This window comes from Amycolatopsis keratiniphila (assembly GCF_000400635.2).
GTDB classification, from domain to species: Bacteria; Actinomycetota; Actinomycetes; order Mycobacteriales; family Pseudonocardiaceae; genus Amycolatopsis; species Amycolatopsis keratiniphila.
The window spans coordinates 4,936,719-4,957,221 of sequence record NC_021252.1; the positions used below are offsets into that span (position 1 = coordinate 4,936,719).

The 20,503-nt window shown below is 64.1% G+C and carries 15 protein-coding genes; 7 read left to right on the plus strand and 8 right to left on the minus strand.

Annotated elements, in window-relative coordinates; genetic code table 11:
* Positions 1-181 precede the first annotated feature (181 nt).
* Complete coding sequence (locus AORI_RS63525) at positions 182-1,174, plus strand: hypothetical protein (RefSeq protein ID WP_016334843.1); 993 nt, start codon at positions 182-184, stop codon at positions 1,172-1,174.
* A gap of 33 nt (positions 1,175-1,207) precedes the next feature.
* On the opposite strand, the gene AORI_RS83410 is transcribed toward AORI_RS63525, so the two are convergent.
* Positions 1,208-1,498: a hypothetical protein gene (locus tag AORI_RS83410; RefSeq protein WP_123798467.1), complete on the minus strand. Its 291-nt coding sequence runs from the start codon at positions 1,496-1,498 to the stop codon at positions 1,208-1,210.
* A gap of 637 nt (positions 1,499-2,135) precedes the next feature.
* On the opposite strand from AORI_RS83410, the gene AORI_RS63530 reads away from it, so the two are divergent.
* The gene (locus tag AORI_RS63530) at positions 2,136-2,444 is read left to right on the plus strand and encodes an ANTAR domain-containing protein (RefSeq protein ID WP_016334844.1); all 309 of its coding nucleotides are present in this window, start codon (positions 2,136-2,138) and stop codon (positions 2,442-2,444) included.
* A 139-nt stretch (positions 2,445-2,583) separates the two neighbouring features.
* On the opposite strand, the gene AORI_RS63535 is transcribed toward AORI_RS63530, so the two are convergent.
* Complete coding sequence (locus AORI_RS63535; RefSeq protein ID WP_016334845.1) at positions 2,584-2,805, minus strand: DUF2188 domain-containing protein; 222 nt, start codon at positions 2,803-2,805, stop codon at positions 2,584-2,586.
* A 573-nt stretch (positions 2,806-3,378) separates the two neighbouring features.
* Positions 3,379-5,445, minus strand: coding sequence for a DNA ligase D (gene ligD, locus AORI_RS82945; RefSeq protein ID WP_016334846.1), 2,067 nt, complete (start codon positions 5,443-5,445; stop codon positions 3,379-3,381).
* A 247-nt stretch (positions 5,446-5,692) separates the two neighbouring features.
* Between ligD and AORI_RS63545 the strand changes: the two genes are divergently transcribed.
* From AORI_RS63545 to AORI_RS63555, 3 genes are all read left to right on the plus strand, one after another.
* Positions 5,693-6,826, plus strand: a complete 1,134-nt coding sequence (locus tag AORI_RS63545) for a hypothetical protein (protein WP_228688156.1) — start codon at positions 5,693-5,695, stop codon at positions 6,824-6,826.
* A 925-nt stretch (positions 6,827-7,751) separates the two neighbouring features.
* A complete protein-coding gene (locus tag AORI_RS63550) occupies positions 7,752-8,336 on the plus strand; it encodes a hypothetical protein (RefSeq protein ID WP_043848168.1) in 585 nt (194 codons plus the stop codon).
* A gap of 34 nt (positions 8,337-8,370) precedes the next feature.
* Entirely contained in the window at positions 8,371-8,955 is a 585-nt protein-coding gene (locus AORI_RS63555; RefSeq protein WP_016334849.1) for a hypothetical protein, read from the plus strand.
* Positions 8,956-9,049: 94 nt separating this feature from the next.
* On the opposite strand, the gene AORI_RS63560 is transcribed toward AORI_RS63555, so the two are convergent.
* A complete protein-coding gene (locus tag AORI_RS63560) occupies positions 9,050-9,997 on the minus strand; it encodes a hypothetical protein (protein WP_228688416.1) in 948 nt (315 codons plus the stop codon).
* Between the two features lie 670 nt (positions 9,998-10,667).
* Between AORI_RS63560 and AORI_RS63565 the strand changes: the two genes are divergently transcribed.
* Positions 10,668-14,411: a hypothetical protein gene (locus AORI_RS63565; RefSeq protein ID WP_016334851.1), complete on the plus strand. Its 3,744-nt coding sequence runs from the start codon at positions 10,668-10,670 to the stop codon at positions 14,409-14,411.
* 57 nt (positions 14,412-14,468) lie between these two features.
* Here AORI_RS63565 and AORI_RS63570 read toward each other — a convergent pair whose 3' ends face one another.
* The 3 genes from AORI_RS63570 to AORI_RS83415 all read right to left on the minus strand — a co-directional run bounded on the left by AORI_RS63570 (position 14,469) and on the right by AORI_RS83415 (position 19,454).
* A complete protein-coding gene (locus tag AORI_RS63570) occupies positions 14,469-17,687 on the minus strand; it encodes a hypothetical protein (protein WP_228688157.1) in 3,219 nt (1,072 codons plus the stop codon).
* Between the two features lie 275 nt (positions 17,688-17,962).
* Positions 17,963-18,571: a hypothetical protein gene (locus tag AORI_RS83680; RefSeq protein WP_016334853.1), complete on the minus strand. Its 609-nt coding sequence runs from the start codon at positions 18,569-18,571 to the stop codon at positions 17,963-17,965.
* A gap of 316 nt (positions 18,572-18,887) precedes the next feature.
* Positions 18,888-19,454 carry a hypothetical protein gene (locus tag AORI_RS83415; RefSeq protein ID WP_123798469.1) on the minus strand — a complete coding sequence of 189 codons (567 nt, stop codon included), beginning with the start codon at positions 19,452-19,454 and terminating at the stop codon, positions 18,888-18,890.
* A gap of 44 nt (positions 19,455-19,498) precedes the next feature.
* Here AORI_RS83415 and AORI_RS63580 point away from each other — a divergent pair, with 44 nt between their 5' ends.
* Positions 19,499-19,840, plus strand: coding sequence for a hypothetical protein (locus AORI_RS63580; protein ID WP_016334854.1), 342 nt, complete (start codon positions 19,499-19,501; stop codon positions 19,838-19,840).
* On the opposite strand, the gene AORI_RS63585 is transcribed toward AORI_RS63580, so the two are convergent.
* Positions 19,807-20,496, minus strand: coding sequence for a hypothetical protein (locus AORI_RS63585; protein WP_016334855.1), 690 nt, complete (start codon positions 20,494-20,496; stop codon positions 19,807-19,809). The genes AORI_RS63580 and AORI_RS63585 overlap by 34 nt on opposite strands.
* Positions 20,497-20,503 lie beyond the last annotated feature (7 nt).

Genomic DNA, 20,503 nt, shown 5'->3' on the forward strand with positions numbered 1-20,503 from the left:
ACACTGGGCGCAGGAGCGGATCGGATTTTGCGACCGGCCACTTCCACCCCCGAGCGTGTCCACGGACGAACCGCCTCTTCTGCTGGCGCTCGCCTGTTCGGCTGCGGCTTTGGCCCACACCAGCAGCTGGTGGCCTTGATCTTGTCGTTCTGGTGGTCGCAGGCCGGTCTATTCTTCGTGGGTGACCGACTCCACCAGCGCGGACGTGCTGTCCCTCGTTCGCAAAGCTCTTGATGAGCTCGACGACCGTCCGCTGGACGCCACGGTGCGCCGCACCGCACGGATTGCCGTCTTGCTCGGTGAGACCGAGTTGGCGGTTCGGCTCGGTCTCGAGCTGAAGCCGATCGGGGGCCTTCCCGCAGCAAACAAGGCCGATACCCAGCGTCTGATGGCTGACCCGTCATTGTGGGATGCACCGAACAGCCCTGTCGAGACGGCGTTCGAGGCATACTCGGGGCGTCGGCAGATCGAGTCGGGTCCGAACGCTGGCAAGCTGTCCGCCCACGGTTTGGCTGAGATCGCGGAAATCTTGCGTCAGTACGACACGGACACGGTCACCCGCGAAACTGCGGCAAACATCGCCCACCTGCGAGCGATTCAGGACGGTGTTCGCCACACGATCTTCACCGCGTTGTGTTCGTGGGAACGTCAGCTGACCTACACCGACGTCAACGAGCGCATCTTCGAGCGGTTCCGCTCCCAGGTCGATGCCACTCTCGCCAACGGGGCCCCACAGGTGCTCGACCAATTCACCGCGGTCTACCGCCGGCTGCGCGAAGCCGCACAGAGGCCAGAGTCGACGGTGCAGGAAGACCTTTCCCAGGCGGTCACCACCTGTCGTCGCATTCTCAAGGCAGTGGCCGACCACGTCCTGCCCGGAGAACGGGGTGCCACAAACGAGAGCGGTGTCAGGCTGGATGACCCGTCGTACCGCAACAGGGTCCACGAGTTCATCGCTCGGCACGTCAACAGTGGCAGCGTGGCCGATTCAGCCAAGGCCGCCTACGGCGGACTCCTCGAGCGGTTCAAGACCCTGGATGAGTTGGCGAACAAGGGAGTTCACGCGCAGCTCGGACTGCGTGAGGCCGAGCTGTGCGCCATCAGCACCTACCTGGTGACCGGCGAGCTTCTGGCCGTCGCGGCACAGTCGCCTACCGAGGCGGAAAGCTCCTGACCTGTGTTCGATCACCGTCGATCGAATATCGGATCAGGTATAGACCCTGAGCTCGTAATGGTTCCGCTCTTCAATGTACTGACAGTACCAATCCCAACGAAAATATTCTTCCACGAACTGGCCGACACTTCTACATTCAGCAGGGCTGGTATAGGTGCCCCAAACTGTCCATTCACCCAAAGTCGAGACGTCACCCCTGACCGTAACCATCGGGTCGACCGAATGAACTTGACTCAACTCGACCCATGGGCGAGATGTCGCCTCAGCGACTGCTCCTGAGCCGCTCAGCATCGCAGCGACGATCGCACCCGGCAGAACCGTCAAGAACGGTAACTTAATTCTCATCATTCTCCCCCACGGAGCTCATCGGTTCCCATGACTGTACTGAGATCGGGGCGCCGGACGCAATACCAGAAATCTGGTTTGAGCTCTTCTAAGGCGAACCGCCGTGACAGTTAACTTCAGCGGCGCATACCTGCGCTACATATCAAGACTTCTACTGTTCTCGTAGATCAGAACCTGAACGCAGGGCATGCCGAGGCGGCCCTGCTCCATCGTCGTTACAGTCGTTCGCTTCGGCAACTGCGGCCAGGTCGGCAGATGTCGACTTCAAGCATTGTCAACGGCGACAGGGGTGCAGGTTTTCGTGCCGACGATCTCGCAGGGCACATTTGCGCCTCTGGAATGGTTGGCGATGTCGTTTCAACAGGTGGCGGGAGCGCGACCGCCAGGAGACGTCGCGCTGAGATGGGCCGCGGCATAGCGGACACGGAGACTTTCTGTCGTCTCAGCGGAGTGTTACAGGAGGGCCGGACACCGAGGGGAAGTGGACGGGTTGATCGCGAATCTTGACGTCGCGCTGGTCGAGCAGACCGCATGAACGCGCGAGGGCGCATGGCCCGGCGAGGTTGACGGCCAGGGGCAGTGGTTGTCCTCACGCGGGTGCGGTGAAATAGAGATCATGACGACACACGAGGACCTGAAGGATCCCTCGGTCGAGCGGGACCAGCTGCGCCAAGCGCTGGAGACCCTGCCAGTGATCGAACAGGCCAAGGGAATGTTCATGTTGTTGCGCGGCTGGTCGGCCGAGCAGGCGTTCGCGGCGTTGAAGACGGTCTCCCAGCACACCAACGTGAAGCTGCACGACGTCGCGACGGTGATCGTCGCCGCGGGCAGCCACGTGGAGCCGTCCCTGGCCGACCGCGAGGCGGTGCGCGCTGTGCTTGCCGAGACCCGAAGATCGGTACTGGGCTCGACCTTCGGCGAGTAGGCGATTGCGTCCCGCCGGACACACCGCTGAACCGGCGGGACCCGAGCGCCGCTGTTTTCTGAACAACGCCCTGCGCCGCGCAGTGTCCACTCCCAGCCTGGCTAAACAGCTGCGCGCCCATGGACCCGTCTTCGAGCGCTCAGCCGGGGATGTTACGAGGGTCGTGACCGTAGGTGTTGCGCTCACCGATCCGGCCGTCCTGGTTCCGGATGAAGTGCTCGACCTTGCGTTCCCGCGCCATATCGCGACCCTTGCCGACCGCGTCGGCCTTGGTGTCATGGGTACTGGCCGCGCGAGTGCTGCCCTCGACCTTGTTCTTCCACTGGCCGTCCTCGTAGTAGGTCTCGATGTCGCCCTGCACCGTGGGACTCCTCTCCCGCCTCGTCACCGACAGCGAGTGGATACCCGGTCACGTGGCTGTCCGAACGTCGTCCGATCGGGGTCTCGCCGGGACGACCCGCACGGGTGTGTACTCAGGGGCGCTGCCCCGGTCTGGTCCTCGCCTCGCGTAGCCGGCCGCCGGGCATGCCGCTCCACCTTCCTCGCGGGTTGTGTGCCCGACGGTTCGCGACGTCGCCCGCCCACGCCGCCCGAACGGGTGGTTTCCCGTTGTCGGGAATGCGGGTAGACCTGTAGGGATCCCGGGATGGGATTACCTGGCCACGGCGCGACCCTCCCCCTTGTTCGCGCCGCGCGGCCGGCTGGTGGCCGGTTCGCGGTGCGCACGCACACCGCGAACCGGCCACTTCCAGCCTGACCGCCGCCACCGGGCTGGGCTACCGACTCCGACGGCATCCACCACGTGACGGTCCTGCATGGACAGCGCGGCGGGGGCGGAAAACGTCTCCGAGGGCGCCCTGGCCCGCAGTTCAGCGATGCTGAAGGGGCAGCGCTCTCACCGGATTGGCGGCAACGGGTTCGTCTCGGACGAGCGCTATGGGAGAGCCGCTCGCGTGGCGTCGAGTCCGGCGAGAAGGTCGCCGTGTTCGCTGACGCGGTCGAGGACGTCGTCGGCGGTGAACACCAGCTGTGCCGGGCGGCGGCAGCCGCGGACTTCGTCCCAGGCGATCGGAGTGGAGACGGTGGGATGGTCGCGGCCGCGCAGCGAGTACGGGGCGACGGTGGTCTTGGCGGGGTTGTTCTGGGACCAGTCGATGAACACCCGCCCGGTCCGCTGGGCTTTGGCCATCACCGCGGTCACCCGGTCCGGTGTCTCCCGGGCCAGGCGTTGGGCGAGTTTCTTGGCGTACGCCGACGGGGCGGCAGGGTCGTCGGTGGTGATGGCGCAGTAGAGCTGCATGCCCTTCGAGCCGGACGTCTTCGCCCACGCGGTCAGCCCGTCCTCGGTCAGGGCTTCGTGCAGTCGTTCGGCGACGCGGCAGCAGTGCACGATCGAGGTTCCCGGCCCGGGGTCGAGGTCGAACACCAGCCGGTCCGGCGGGCGGCGCGTGCCGTCGCCGTCGACGGTCCATTGTGGAACGTGGAGTTCGAGTGCGGCCATGTTCGCCGCCCACACCACCGCGGCGAGCTCGTCCAGCAACGCGTACGTGACCGGCTCTGTCGAGCCCCGGCTGCCGCTGCGAGCGATCCGGACGGTCGGCAGCCACGCCGGCGCGCCGTGCGGGACGTTCTTCTCGAAGAACTGCTCCCCGCCGACACCGTCCGGGAAGCGGATGAACGTCACCGGACGCCCGGCCAGATGCGGCAGCAGCACCGGGGCGATACGCGAGTAGTAGTTGATCACCTCCCCCTTCGTGAACCCGTCCGGATACAAAGGTTTGTCCAAATTGGACAGAACGAGTCTCCGGTCACCGGCCTGGACGGTGATCTTCGCCCCCGGTGAAGCCGTGGGCTGATCCTCGGCCACCGGTTCACCTTGTGTCTGCTCACGCGTGGTCTTTCGGGCAGGTGTCTTCGCCCGAGCTCCGGTAGAGGCGGGCTCGCGTCGTTGCGGGGCGAGCACGTCGGCGGGCTTCTTGTCGTCGCGCAGGCCGCGCCACGCGGTGTGCCGCAGGCGGCCGGCGCCGCGGGTGAACTGCCGGAACACCACCTCGCCCACCAGCTCCGGCTCTACCCACTGCGCCCTCGCGGTGTCGGCCCTGGGTGGTGTCTCGGCGAAGGGATGTCGCTTCCGCTCGAGGACGTCGAGCCGGGCCTGCAAGCGGGCTCGTTCGGCTTCGGTGAAGCCGGTGCCGACGTCACCGATGTAGAGCAGGTCGCCGCTATCCGGGTCGTGGGCACCGAGCAGGAGCCCGCCCATCAGGCCGTCCAGCCGTCCCTGCCCGGGCCGGTAACCGCAGACGATCACCTCGGTCGTCTGGGTCAGCGGGTGTTTCAGCCAGGCGTTACTGCGGCGCCCGGGGGTGTAGGCGGCGGTGCGGAGCTTCGCGACCAAGCCCTCGTGACCGCTGGCTTTCACGTGGTCGAGCAGGTGCCGCGGGGTCCGGCGATCCGCGGCAAGATCGGTGAAGGTGAACCCGCGCACCACCTCCACCCGATAGGGATCCGGCATCGGCAGCGCGGTCAACTGCCGCCGACGCTCGTCGTACGGCTCGCGTAACAGCGAGGTACCGCCGAGCTGAAGCAGGTCGAACGCCAGGAACCGGACCGGGACGTCGTCGAACGGCTCGCCGCGGCGAGCAGAGCTGCGATGGGTCTGATAGCGGCCGCGGCGTTCCTGCAACAGCCCGAAGTCGATCTGACCGGCGTCGTTGTAGACGACGATCTCCCCGTCCAGCACCGCGCTCCGCCCATCGAGCGCCTCGGTTAGGACACCGGTCAGGTCCGCGAACTCGTCGGTGAAGTCGACGTCGTTGCGGCTGGTCAACACCGTGCTGCCGTCGGCGGCGACCCTCATGCACGCTCGGAAGCCGTCGAGCTTGTACTCGTACGCCCACTCCGGCCCCTCCCGCAACCGGCCACCGTCCGGACTGGCCAGCATCGGGCTCACCCACCCTGGAACGCCGCTCTCCGCCTGGCCGGGCACCGCCTTCCGCGCCATCGCGAGCTCCCGTCGCCCCGCGCACAGGTGTCGACGTGTGCGCCGTTCGTGGTTCGACGGTAACCCGCTTGGCCTAGCAGCGCTGGGTATGCGCTGGTCAAGCCCCCAGGACGGGTGCATCTACGGGACGACAGCGGGCCAGGACACCGACTCCACCGAAAGCCGGACAAACTCCAACCTGTCGAGCTGAAACGACGACGTACTCCTTTACGGGCGCGTTCTCCTCACACCTGGCACGATCGTCCTCGTGACGGTCTATGCCATCGACGCGACGCGGCAAGTTCTGATCAATACGTGGGATACAGGCCTTGGTAGTGTGGCGGGCAGTGTCTCCGAACTTCCCGCGAAAGCAGCGCATGAGGATCTGCTTCGTCTTGCCGACACCCTGACCGGCCTGTCCCGCCAACTGTGGCGAACGTACACGCATCCGGCCAGCGCCGCCGACAGCCTGGAGGAGAACACCGAAGGGTGGTACCGGCAAGGTGAGCGCAACGCGTTCGACTCCGTGATCCAGGCCTTGACGAAGCCCAACCTCCCGCAAGACGGCTACATGATCCAGTCCTACATCCGTGTCGAGGAAGCAGCACACCGCGTCGGCCGCGCACTCCACACGCTCGGTGACAAGACGCTGACCGAGCAAGTAACTGCCGAGGTCGAAGCCGAGCTCCGCGCCGTCGAACAGGCCGAACGCGGCGACCTTTCCGACCGGGCGAAACAAGCGGTGCTTCTCGCCCGCGCCGACGCCTCCCCGCTCCAGGTGAACGCGGCCAACGATCTCTTTCGCGAACACCCACTCGGCTCGGAGAAACTTCTCCACGAGGTAGACCCGACAGCAGCGGCTGTCGCCGCGGCGCATTGGCTTCAAGCAGCAGCCGACGTCACCGCCGACCTCGCCGAGTGCGATCCCGCCGAAGTCGTAATCGAAGCCGACGACATCGAAGCTCTTGCCGTCGAAACACCCACCCGCGTACTGGAACGACTTGGGTCAGGCGAACTGCCGCGCGACGTCGTGCTAGGCCTCATCCGGACCGCGATGATCGCCGCCGAAGGCCGGATCGCCGACCCCACGTCAGTTCCGGACATCCTCAAGAACGCTCGACTCAGCGCCGAGGAGAGTCGGCTCGGCGAAAACGATCCGCTCAACTCGGCTCAGCTACGCATCAGCCTCCTCGACCCACTTCGGCCCGCCCATGACCTACTCGAAGACCTACTCGACGGAATCCACGGCTGTCGCCTTCTCTTCCACGAATACTCTGAGTCCGACGACACTGAGAGCGACTTCGACGAAAATGGCACCGACGACCTTGGTGGACGACTCGACGACGCCTTCGAATCCGCTGTTCGTACCCGAGCCGAGGAAGGCCGCGACCGACTGTTGTGATCGACCTGGCCAGTGGGCTCAAATCGAAAAGAGCACCCACCGCGTGCTGGAGCACCGCTTTGATGAGGCCAGCGACGCCCGAAGCGGAATGGCTTAGGCACGGCGTCCAGCGGTTCCGCCTAGCGGCCTGGCTCTGTAGCGCGCTACAGACGTTAAACGCTACAGAAGCGATGGGGTAGGCTTCGGGTTGTTGCGATTTCGCAAGCGGCATTCGTTGGCGAACTGGCTTCAAAGAAGTGAGGGGCAACGCCCACACGGACGCCGCCCCCTGCCTAGTGGTCCCAGAACCTCGAAACTTCCTGGACCACGGCAGCCAGCGCCCTCAGGAGCTGGATCACCCAGATGAGAACGTGGGACCGGTTGGTCTTCAGTGGCCAGCCGGGCCCGCGCTCCGGTGGCGGACCGCCGGAGTTGCTTTCATCCTTTCGGTGTTGACCCATTCGTGTTCTCCCTTCTGAGAAGCTGTCGCTTCCCGAGTGCCGGGCCCGAGCAATCGAGGAGCGGCGGGATCACACTATGAGCTGCAACCGCGTACGAGCTTAGCCGGTGACGTTTAAGCATCTAAGACTGGGCCTCTACGCCATCATTACCTATATAGATAGTGTCGCTTACGTCCCCTGCACCTGCACCAATTCCAACCAGAACGGATTCAGCCCGGTCTAAAATCAGACCAGTCTAGTTTTAGACCGGCCGTGATTCACGGCCAGCCTGAATTCGGGTACCAGCCTGCTTGCGTTCTCGTGTCTTTCGCAGCCTGTGACGACTGCGCAAGCAACGCACCGGCCGACTCAACCTCATCGATCTCAACCAGCAGTTCAAGGAAGGGAGCCAGCCACATGTCGAGGTACGGGCCAGCAGGTTCTCCGCCTGCCTAGCCGCGGAGCGGACCGTCCGGCGAACGTCTTCGTGTGCAAGGCTCATGCCTATGACTACTTCGCCGGTCCTTGTGCTCGTGCCGTCGCTGATAGCAGCGATCATCGCCGTCGTCGTACCTTTGGTGTCGTTCAGACTTGCGCTGCGCCAAGACCACAGTCGCTGGCTGCGGGAGCAGCGCGCGCAGGTGTACGTGGATCTCTTGACGGAGGCATATGCCGAGCAGCAGTGGATCGAACGGGACATGGAGGACGAGGAGACTCGAAAGCGATTCGGGAGCCACTACACAGATCTACGGCTCCCTCCTTTGGAACGTGCCCGACTGGGCGTCCGCGCGACAATGTACGGGAGCCGGACGGTGAACGGCCTGTTCAACCGTATTCCGGCCGAGGCTTTCTGGGGGAAGCCGATGGGCAGGAAACCCAACGACGGCGACCGGATTGCCATGAGGGTCAGAGTCGGCGCCATCGCGGATGAACTACAAGCCGTCATCAGGCAAGAGATGCGATCTGACGACCTACTTCCGACCGCACCGTCACAACTTCTTGACCAACCTCATCCGATCGACCGGATGAGAAGCAGAGACACGTCAGCCTCTGCCGAGCAACCGCCAGAAGATGGTAATCCCTCACGATAACGTAATTGTCGGTGGTGAGGTTTACATTCCAGCAATGACCAACTACCTAAGCCTAATCGGCTCGCTTCTCGCATCGACCGTCGCCCTGTGGATCGCCATCATGGGTTGGCGCCGAGCCGAAGAGCGAGCCGAACAGGACAAGCACGACGCCGCCGCTCGTACCCGGGCGCAGATGCTGGCCAAACTGCTCGAACTACACCTCGATGCAGCTCACGCAAAGCAGCTGACGAAGAACGATGCTCACATGAAAGCTCTCCTGTTACAGCTCCCCGGCTATCTGGCAACGACGCTGCGCGTCCGCCTGAAGATGAAACACACGATGAAGGGCGTCCCGCTTGACCCTGCAAGTGCCGCTCGGTTGCAGCCCCACGAGCGGGGCGACGCCGGCTTCAAGTGGTTGATCTTCGATCGTTCGTCGGTCTTGACCGGGCGAGGCTTCGAGCCCTATCCCGAGTGGATCGAGGCCGAGCTTGCCTACGACATCGCAGGCGAGCTCGGCGGCGACCAAGACGCAGTGCTTCACGCCCTATCGCAGGACGTTCGTGACCCGAAAGACGCAACCGTTGCCATGCTCAAAAGCGTAAAGGAGGCCCCGGAATCAGGTGGCAGTGCACGCTAAGCCACAGGGCGACCAACTGACTGGGGCGGTCCGCGATTCTGCGAGGGCCACACGCGGGCAGGAGACCAGAGCGCTCCAGCCCCGGCGCCTGCGCCTACGAAGGACTGTCGGATTCACCCAGGTCCGGCGATGACAAGTCGAACCGGTGAATCGTGCCATCGGCGTTGCGGAAGGTGTACGTGTCGCCGCTGAGTTCGGCCGCCACGCCTTCGTGTTCGTGCCCCAGCTGCAAGCCGTGGCCGTCCGGTATCGGCAGGCCTAGGGCGCTGGTGACGGACGCGATCACCTTCAAGACCGTCTCCGTCATGATCGGCATCGCGCTTGCGAGCGGCCGGAACTCGACGGGCTCCTCACTGATTTGGAGCGACGGGGAGAATCCGAACGTGGGCGCCAGGTCGATCGGTGCGTTCCCCAGCGGACGTTTGATCTTCAGGAAGAGCAACGTCTTGTTGTCACCTTCGATCGGGCCCTCGTGCCGACGCTCCTCGATGACCTCTACAGGCGCGTCCGAGGTGATGTGCACCGGCATCAGATCGATCGAGGCGAGGACGACGAAACGTAGACTCCGGTGCTTGTCCATGTTGGACAACCAGCGAACGATCTCCAGAGGTGCGGTGTGGGCTCGGTCGCCGCCGCGGAAAGGCTGAAGTGCATCGATCACCGCCCACACTTCCGGGGCCACCAGGGTACGCAGCTTACCCGCCGCGTCCTTGAAGGCAGCCTCTTTTTTGGCGACAGGGAACTGCACTTGATTCGGCTTAACGGGCGGCCCCGAGTGGTTCAGGACGGCTGTCCACATCGTGTGGTCAAGAGCGGCTCGCAGGTTCGTGAGCACGTCCCCCAGAAGGACGCCCCAGGACTCGGGAAACGGCTTCGTGATCTTCAGTCGCCATTGCATCCGAATCAGTGGATCCGTGACGTCACTCGCGTTGTCCCACCGAACGTATTGGAAGGGGTCTTCGGCGAGGTACTCGCGAATGCTGCGGCTCAGGACTTGCTGATGCTCGACGGCACGTGCCCACTTCAGCCAGGCGGAACGCATCTCCACCAAGTCATGGTAGCTCCCTGCGGACAGGCGGAACGGGTACCAGTCCGTCCACAACACGGTGGGAACCTTCTTCGAGTACAAGTCCGACCCGCCAACGCCGCCTCGATGACACCGACGGCAGAATTCCCAACAACACCCACCTACCGAAGACGCGCCTAAGCTGGCCACCTCCGATCGCCCCGCGACCGCGGCAGCCGATTCGACTACGGCTCCCGCTGCGGTCCTAGTGCCCAGCATCCGCCGCAACGTGCCAGGTTCCCGCATAGCCGGGTCAACGACCTCAGCTCGGCGATACCGGCGACGACGAGACCATCTAGGCAATTCAAGGATGTAGTCGCGGCCCAGCGTCTTGATGCGGTCACCGTTGGCTCTGGATGCGCTCGGCGGGCGGCACATGCGGTCTCGGCCATTCGAGCGCAGCCACAGCGACAGGTTGCCTGGTCAAACCCTTCGGTCAGGTACAAGGCGGGACTGGCCCAGTAGCAGTGTCAGCACCGCCGATACCATCAGAGGGTGCCCAGGTGAGTACACCTGGTCATTAAGTCTGGGGATACCCCAACCCCCGAAATGACGTGGCTTGTCATCGCGCCTTACCGCGATGACAACCGAGACCAGGTAGTTCGAACCGGGGTCATGAGCCGCAACACCGCAGAGGAGATCACACGTGGGCGCACAGGACGCCATACGCGGGTTCGAGTACCAGTTTCTCTGGACCCTGGAGTACGGGCTGTCAGCACTGTTCGTCGACGATCCGGAATCCACAGCTATTCAGGTAGAGGGCATCCTGACCACCCGACTGAGGGCCGATCAGGACATCGTGGACTTCGGAGTGCGGCGCGGCGACCGCATTATGACGGTCGCCCAGATCAAGAGCGGCGGCGCAACCTCGGCGTTCACGGCGTCGAATCTCCTGTCCATTGCGGTCCGCCTGCTGACCCATTCCGCCGAGCGCTACCTGGTGGTGACCAACCGCTCGGCCGGGGACAACCTCTCCGAGTTACTGACCTTGATGCGCGATGAAGGTTCTGACCTGCGCGAACGGGTACTCGCCCTGGCCGGCCGGTGGAAGGTCGCGACCGAACTGGCAGCTCAGAAGCCAGAGTTTTGGCAACGCCTTGTCCGCATGGAGGTCGTGCTGGACCCGCGCGACATCGAGCAGGTGCGGGTCGACGTGCAGGAACGCGTCCGCGCAGCCCGACACCGGGTGGCACCGTCGACCGTGGGATGGGATGCGGCGGGCCTGCTGACCGGCTATCTCGTGTGGGAGGTGATGGGCAAGGCCGCAGGCCCAGCAGTGGCCGAACTGCCCATGAGCGCTCTGGTGCGCATCCTGGGGACCAGCGTCGAGGCGCTCACCGCGTTGATCCGCGAGCGAGACTGGGCGATCCCGGTGACTCCGGCACCCCGGACCGGGGATATCGCGCGGCCAGAGTTGCTTGCGGACTTGCGACAGCATCTGCCTTTCCCCGTGCATCCCAATGCGGCGCCCGTGTGCCTCATTGCGGGTCTGTCGGGGACCGGAAAGAGCAGCTTGGCCGTAGCCTGGGCCGACGACAACGCGTACAGCTACGAGTTGGTCATGTTTGTCGACGCGACGTCACCGTCCCAACTCGCCGCATCGTTCAGTGCAGTCGCGGACTGGTTTCGGGCGCACGGCCTGATCGATACCAGCGACGCCGACATCCCCTTGCCCCAGCGGATTTTCGGCGTGCTCGCACGCAGCGCCCGCCCCTGGCTTCTAGTGTTCGACAACTGCGCGGATCAAGCCGCGATTCGCGACTGGATTCCGCCACGGGGATACGGGCATACGCTCGTCACGACCACGGACCAGACCCCGCTCGCGGGCCCCTCCACCGCGAAGATCGAGGTTGCCGGAATGACCGGCGGCGAGGCCATCGAACTGCTGGCCCGACGCGTGCTGGGTGACCGCACCCCGAATCCGCAAGAGCTGCAAGCGCTGGAGCAGCTCGCGGATCTCCTGCACCGCTGGCCTCTGGCCCTGGAACTGGCAGCAGCGTACTTGGTGAGCACGGTGCTGGAGTACCAGGGCGATCTTGCTCGTGCGATTGCCGAGTTCGGCAGTCTGCTCCAGCAGGCGATGGATGATGCCCCCTCGGTCCCGCCCGGCTATCCGCACACCGTCGTCGGGACCATCACCGCCACGTGGCAGCGGGTAACCGGCCGGCCAGAACCCGCCGCGAAGCTGGCCGCACAAGCTCTGCGCGGCGCAGCCTTCGTCGCGTCGCGACAGATTCCCGTGCACCTGCTGCTGGCCTCGGCCAGCCCAGCAGTACACATGACGTTTCCTCACTACACCGAGTCCGATCCGCCGATCGGCGAAGTCCTCCGTGCCATGAAGCGCGACTCGCTCGCGGTCATGGACGGACACTTCCCGATGCCACGGGAGGGCATCGACGGACTATCCGGACCATCGGACGCGTCCATCGCGATGAATGACATCGTCCAGTTCATTGTACGAGGGCTGGTCGATCGCGAGGGCAATACCGACTTCACGGTGTTCAAATTGGCGTTCTGCGCACAAGCGTGGCTGCAAACATTCACTTCGCACTACGAGATGTCCGCGGCCTCGGGCATGGTCAACCATGCCATCGCCCTGTCCGAGCACGCCATCGAACTGGCAGTCTTCAACCAGGCCGTGTCGCTGTTATGGGGGAACACAGCGGGCATCCTCGGCTACTTGGAGGAGTGGCCAACAGCGATGCGATACCTTGCGGCCGAACTCGCCTATCTCGACAGCCAGTCCGATGATCATTCACTCGGTCTCCGCGTCCAAACGCTCGTCTCCTACGCTCACGTGCTGTACGAACTAAGTGATCATCCCCGCGAGAACGTGGAGCTCATCGTTCCGCTGTTGGAGCAGTTCGTGACCCAGGTGCCCCGAGTGGTTGGCCTGGACCAGGAAACGGCAGCACTGACGATCCGCAAAGCTAGCGCCACGGTCATGAACCTGCTGATGCACGACGCCGAACATCCCAGACTGATGGCATTGGAATCGGCGCTGTGTGACTTTCGCCGGCTGGTTCCCACGGCCGGAGGGGACGACTGGTTCGAGAACCTGACCGGGCTCAATCTGCTGATCAGAACCGGTCGTGCCGCCGAGGCCCGCGCGCAGGGCGAGGCGCTGCTGGAGCGCATGAATCCCGCGCAGGTCGAGTATCCTCAGGTCTTGCGCATCGTGGCAGAGGCATGCGTACATCTGCGCGATTGGGTCGCCGCGAAGGCGATCGTAGATCGCTTCGAACAGGCCGTGCAGTCCGGTGCGCTCCGTCGATTCGACATCTCGACGCTGTTGCGAAACCTGAGCACGGGCTGCTTTGAGGGCTTGCTCACTCAGGACGAGGCTGCATTCGAGCTGCTTGTGTCAGCGGACCGGATGGCGACGGCAGCGCTTGACAAGGGCGTCAAGCTTCAGGTGGGAGACAGAGACGTCATCGCGGTTTTTCGAGCGTTGAGTTGTTACCTCATTGGCGACAAGTCTGCGTGTCGCGGCTTGCTCGACCAGGCGGTACCCGCAGAGATCGACGCTGTTGATCGAACGGGAGCCGTCAACGTCATGCGCCGGTTGTTGCTCAACGGGTGCACCGACCGCCGTGACCCGTCGTTCGGCACGTCCTTCGAACTGCCGCGCGAAACCAGCGAACACACGCTCGGCAGGCGCCAGAGCGCCCCTACTCCCGCCTCGGCGCTGGCTCCCGATGAGGGCATGATCCGGGCTCTGCTAGAGCACATCGATGCCGACTCGGCACCGGCACGAGCCGTGGGCGCGGCGCAAGCTACCCGTGCTGCGGGTCGCGCTCGGCGTGATCCGCTGGAAGTCGCGGTCGAGACGGCCTTCGCGTTACGTGCGATGGGATTGCCGGCGGACATCGGCGAATTTCTCCTGTTCGTCTTTATCGACGACGGCTCCCTTGCGTTCGATGAGCCTATGCAGATGGCTACTGCGGATCCCCGCAAGGTGTGCACCTACCGCGGTCCGCATCAGGTTGCCTGGCTGAGGTCACCAAGCCAACTGGTGGACCCGGTAGTTCCCCAGCTTCCGGCGATGCGCAGCATCGCGATCGACCACGAAATACATCGGCATTCAGTGGTAGTTCCCGTCGGCTCCGAGATGGACGTATCCATCTTGCGCCAAGACGGGCTAGCCATCGCCTACCACACCTTGGAGACCTACAGCCTGCATGACGTGGCGTCGGCCCTCCCCCCGGACCGCCGTCAGGTGTGCGAAGCGAATGCGATCTTCGTGGCCTACCACGCGCTACTGCTGCTCTCCACCACTGACCCCGACTTCATCGCCCAGGCAGAGGAAACACATCCTGCTCTCGCCGGTCTCATTCTGAAGCCTGAACGGCTCCTTGCCGCGCGACACGGCAGACAGCGACGACAATGACTGACACCCGCGGCGCTGATGACATTGGACGGTCACGGCTTCACAACGAGGAGCTGATCAAGCGTCGTTCGGATCGTTGTACGGAGCAATGTCGGTTGCTTCGGCGTAACCGCGGTCGATGAGTTTGGTACGAAGCTCATCGAAGTTGGGATCGAACCGTGTCGTGCTGATGGTTCGTAGTGCGTCGATCGAGGCTCGTGCGACGTAGTCCTGCTCCCACGGCGCGCCATTGCCCAGCAGCATGAGCAGAATCTTGGTGCTGTCGCCTGGGACCGGTGCTGTGCGGCAGCGGTCCGCGACTTCGATGGTGTAGTGGCCCAAGCCTCTGGTGATGGCGAGTGTTCGGACCGTGAGCTGTGCCCACGTTTCTTCGGGCACGCCGGTGACGAACGCCCACCAGCCGGCGGCACGAAGCGCGTCGGCGGGCACTGCCTCACGGTTAGCGTCGAGCAAGGCTCGCCAGAACTCGGCGGCGACGTCGAGTTCCGGTTCACCGTCGGTGCTGCCTTGCACCAAGACAGCGGCTCCTGAGGATGCTGCGGTGAGCGCCTCAGGACAGCCGCGGAGGGCCTGGAGGATGGCGGGAATCTCGTACCCTGTCTCGTGGCGGAGCATTCCTACGAGGAGGGTGTCGACCGCGTTGTCCGCGTTTTGTCTCGCCGCGGCGATCAACTCATCTCGCAGGTTGGCGTAGAGCCAGGGGGTGGGTTGTGCGTACTTCAAGGTCAGCTCAAACGTCTCGATGCCCAGTTCGGCGTCCCGGAACAGCGCGTCGACGCGTCGGACGAGCCAGTCCTTTGTGATTGCTTCCAGGAATCTGCGGTTCTGGGCGAGGACGGCCCGGTACTCCATGCCGACAGGACCAGGTATCTGGATCAGTTCGTCGAGCAGTTCGACGAACTGAGGGCGGATCACGCCTCCGTTGCGATATTCCCAGCCCGCCAGCGAAAGAATTGCCTGCAGCCCTCGCCCGCGGTGGCCGTTGATCGCGCGGAACAGCGCGTCGTGGCTAGCGTGAGCAGCGTCTCCGCTCACAGGTGCACGATCGATCAGCTCCAGCGCCCAAGCCCACACGGTGTCGAGATGGTCGGCAAGTCGGGTGTCGTGATTCGCCAGCGCACGGACGAGGTCGACTGTCACCTGCTCGACGCGACCCCAGTCCGGCTCGAAGTCGAAATCGTCCTCCCCGAGGACGATCGGGGTCCAGCGTTCGGTCCGCACGAGCTGGGCAGCCGCAACGATGTCCGGCGCACTCTCGATGACATCGGCTGCCTTCTTCGCGACCGCGTCGAAATAGTGCAGGACATACACAGGTTCCCGCAGGCCAGTCACGACCGACACGGGATCGACTGTCCATGCCTGGGGTTCTGCTTCGACGACACTTTCAAGAGCCCGGGCAAGTTCACGAGCGAGAACCATGCGACCGCGGCTATCGCCGTCGGGCCGCCACCGTGTCACCGTGTCGATGGCGTCGGCCACGGACAGGGAGGACAGTTCTTCTGTGCTATATGCGGGTTGTCCCGACATCATGGTTACGTGATCAGTTCTGTGTTCGAAGAGCTCCTGCGGGAGGGAGCCGTAGCGCTCCTCCAGTTCCGCGATCCGGTCCTGCCAGTTCTCCAGCGCAGAGTCGGGCAGCACTGTCGACCAGTGCCAAGCGCGGCGCAGTGCGGCCGGGATGGACTCGTCCTCGCCGAACGGATCGTCCCCTGGTAGACCGAGCGCTTCGGCCCATGGCGCGAGGCGGCCGGGCTCAGGGGCGGCGAGGAGCACTGCGTCGATGAGGTCTTTGTCGTCGCCGGTGGGGGCGGACGACGCGAGTCGGCGCGTGACGTGATCGATTTTGTCGTTGATCGGGACGTCGCCGGCGGGTGCGAGGATGCGGCTGGTGATCCTTTCCCCGAGTTCGCCGCCAATGCCCTCTGTCCATTTAAGGAGGTCCGCGGTGGAGATGCCGAGGTTCGGTGCTTGCTCTAGCAGGCGCGCGAGGCCGTGGGCGAGGATGACGAGGTAATGGCGATCGTGTTCGCCGAGGTCGGCCGTGAGGCGCGCGCTGTCGCGAGTGATCCAGCCGGCCTGGTGATGTTGGGACGCTTCCCGTGTTTTGGCCGCGAGCATGCGAATGCGGCTCGTGGCGTTGCCGCGGTTGAGCCCTGCTTCGAGTCGTTCGAGCACCAGCTTGTAGTAGTAGCGGTCGGTGTCGAGAGGGGCACCGTTCAGGATCGTCCTGGCCACGGTCTCCACAAGCGGGATCGTCGGATCAGCCTTTTTGATCACGTCAGCGCCGATCACACGAACCGACCGGTTGCTCGAATAGGCCGAGACGATGTCACCGACCGCGCTATGTCCGGCAGTCCCCAGCTGGGACGCGAACAGCAACAGGGTGAACGCCACGTTGTCCCTGTCCTCTTCGAGCGTGCGCTGCTTCACGTCCCTCACCAGACGCGTCAAAACGACGGCAACCTCTGCTGGCGCGGTGCTCCCGAGGCTCTCTAGCAGCGCCGCACCCGGCCAGGTACCGCTCGGCGCGGGTAATGCGATCACGTCCGCGTCGTAGAGAGGAATAAGCCAGCCGGGGTCGGTCAGCAGCCCGAGAAACAGCCGGAGATGATGTTCGTTCAGTGCCAGATTCCGCAAACGCTCGACCTGGTCGTGGCCGCTCCACGGCTCGTCGGCCAAGGCCCGTAGTGCACGGACGATCTCATCGGACGGTGTGAACATCCGGACGAACCACGCCACCGCACGGGAATAAAGCGTTACAGCTGCGGGGAGAGTCGTCTGCGAGTGCAGCGCCCGGTTTGCCTCGCTGTAAAGCTGGGTGTACTCCTTGACCGGGTCGAGCTCGCCGCCCAGAGGATCGATACCGGCCTTCGACCGGAGATACTGCAACAGACGAGCGGCGTGATACGAGTCCCGATCCCGCTTCTCGGCGACGCGCCGCAGAACGTCCATGAGCGTGGCCAGCGATGCATCGGCGTCGTTGCCCGGCCGTGCTATCTCCTCCTCATACCGCTGCCAAGCCTCACGCACAACGGAAAGACCCCCACCTGGGACCGGGCTGCTCTCCTTGACGACGGCATCGACTGCCTCGCGCACGTTGTAGGCCGCACTCTCGGCAAGCCGAAGATCGGCCTCATCGTCCAGCGCGTAAACGATCAACACTGACGCCGTCCGCAGGCACGCCAAGATCCTCGCCCCCTGCGTGGGCAACTCACGCGTGATCGTCGCCGCCACCTCATCGGGCAGCTCCGGCAACGATCCACCGTCCTCCGTCATCGACACCACCCGTCCATTGTCGACATCGCCTGTCCGTGTCAGTCGGCAACGACACGCCCCCAGGCGAGCCAATCAGCACGGTCACCGCGCCGCGGCCCGAAACCTAGCTTCCGGCGGCCGCATATTCGGCGTCGAGCCGGGCTTTGAGCGCAACGAAGCTCGTGAACGGCTCCGCAGCGCTGGTGCAGGTGCCGAACGGTTCGTCAAAGCCCAGGCTTGCAGGTGCAGCACGAGGCCGAGACAACTTGCGCCGCAGTACGGCGCGAAGTTCGGGCTCACCCCGTCTGGTCGTTCGCAGCTGAAGATTGGCGCCCCCGGCGCCACCAAGAGGCCGAGCGCTGAGCGGCTGCTGTCCCAACGGATCTTCCGCCGACCTGTTGCAGCTTGGCGCGCTCGAGTAGCCAGAGCCCGTGTTTGTCACGGACCCACCGATTGCCCTCGGCATCAGTGAAGAGCAACGTGGCCATCCGGATCTCCGAAGGATCGATCCCGTCCTCCGACCAGTCGTAGTCCTGCGCGCGCATAAGGCGCGGCTCCGGAGTCGGCTCCTGCACAGCGAAATTCCAAGTCCCACCTACGTCCGTCAGCTCCAGCGTGAAGACGGGAAGGCTGCTGGCATTCACGATGTAGGTCGAGATCGTCTGCGTTCCGTCGTTGTCCATGTTCGGAACGCTCCAGGCAGCCACTTGTGCCGCTTGCCGCCGGATTTCGTGATCCCGAGCCTCTTGGAGCTGCTGCGCCTGCCGAACTCCGGTTCTGTGCGCTGTGAGCGCTGACCATGTCGCCGCGGTCAGCGCGAAGAAGGCGACAACGACCGTGGCGATCTCGGTGGGCTTGACCCCAGTGTTCTGAACAGTGACTTGGTGAACGAGAACAGACAACACCCGGCGACAGTACTTGAGCCGACCGAGACGGGCCTGTGGCACCTACTGGCATCGAGGGTTCCGTTCAAGGAGGGCGCCCTGGATAGCCAGAGCCAGCGTCGGCACGCCAAGTCCCGGAACTGGACACACCACTCGGAAACCCGGTCTCGGGTGGCGCTTCGACGCGGTCGAAGTCCGCCACTCTCCCGGAGACGCGGACCAGGTCCGACCAGACAGGCCTGACCGCCAGGCCCGTCGGCAAGCGCATCGACGCCGCGTCCCGACGGCCGCAATGGCGATCACCCGCTGGCGCGGGCTGGCTCAGAAGCACGCCCGCTCAGGCCGAATTGTCGTCCGACGAACTAACTGGATCAACGTCGATGGACCTTTCTCTAGCTACCGCTTTGATCAACTTTCGATATTTGAGAATGTGCCAACGTGGTATTTCGGCTCTGGCTGCCGACTTGAAAGCGTTTTGCGAGATGGCGTCGAACCCTAGAGCGATAGCCTCCGCTTCGGAGCCGCCTTCTATGCCATACTTGATCACTTGCCTAAGGGTTCCGCAGGTTCTTACGGCTTCCCCTAGCGGCATCAAGATGACTTTGATTTGCTCCCTTTTCAACATTGGAGATGCCGCGAGCAGCGTGCCTTCCGCGTGACTTAGCCTCTTCTCCAGGTCTTCAATCGGCTTCTCCCAATGTTCCCGAGGCCATTGGACTGAAGCCTCAAACTTCAGATGGGAAGCCGTAGCGAAGATGCTCATCAGCTCAGCCTTCAGCGCTCGGCGATGTCGGGCACCTTCGATGATCCGATCCTTTCTCGCCTCCAGGCGAGGCTTCGCCAGGTACTCGATGAACAGGGTTACCACTGCGGCAGTAAGTGCACTGATCAGCGCGGTTTGCATTCAACGCTTCTACCATGGGCCGGACCCGACTCCGGGAGGTGGCCGTGGCAATCGGCGACGTGCCGTCCTCGATCGATCAGCAGTGGATCAACCGGCTTGCCCTGGCGCATAACTACGAGCTGCCGGAGCTGTGGCGGCTTCTGGAGTACTACGAGGGCCGCCAGCGCCTGTCCTACATGCACCCAGAGCAGCAAATGACGCTCGACGAGCGGGTGCGCCAGGTGGTCATCAACTGGCCGCATCCAGTCGTCGACGCGTTGGAGGAGCGACTCGACCTCCAAGGCTTCCGGTGGTGGCCTTGCTGGGTCAACGGCCCCACGAAGCACTGCAGGACATACCCTCCCGAGCTCAGCTACGAAGCGGACTCCGAGTTCACAGCCAACTGATCGCGCCATTCCGACCGGACCAGGCGTGTGAGTGAGCGGGAACGCTCCGCTCCGACGCCCAAAGCCTTACGAAGCCCTTCGGCCGAGATCGGTCGCTGGTGCAACTCCCGATGCCGGGCGTCCATATGCTTCGCCCGCTCGACCAAATCGCCGTCCAAGCCAGTGTTGACCACGTTCGACACCTTCGATTCACGTTCCGCCATCGCGGTCAGGGGCGCCGAATCGGCAGGAGGTTCCACACTCTGGCGAAGGTCGGCGAGCGCTTGCAGCAGGCCCGGCGCGACCTCGGACCAACCGATCAGCAACACCGGTCCCACCGCATCGAATAGCGCCTTACCGATCTCTCCAGCAATGACGGGCTCTGCCACGTTCAACGCCAACGTCACCGCGCTGGCGAGGACAAGAAGCCGTCTTGCCGAACGCTGAACCTCAGGAGCCGCTCCATGCGCCGAGAGGCGGCGGATCGCCACCAGCAACGCCACTACCGTCAGGTCCACCGCGGGTGCAACCAACGGTGCAACCCACACCGGAACACCGAGCCGGAGAGCGAGCGCGAAGACATTGCCGAACCCGAACAAGAACGTCAGCCCGACCACGATCCCCACCATCGTGCTCACAGCCGACACAACCGGATCGCGCCGATCCTCCGTCGTCATCGTCCAC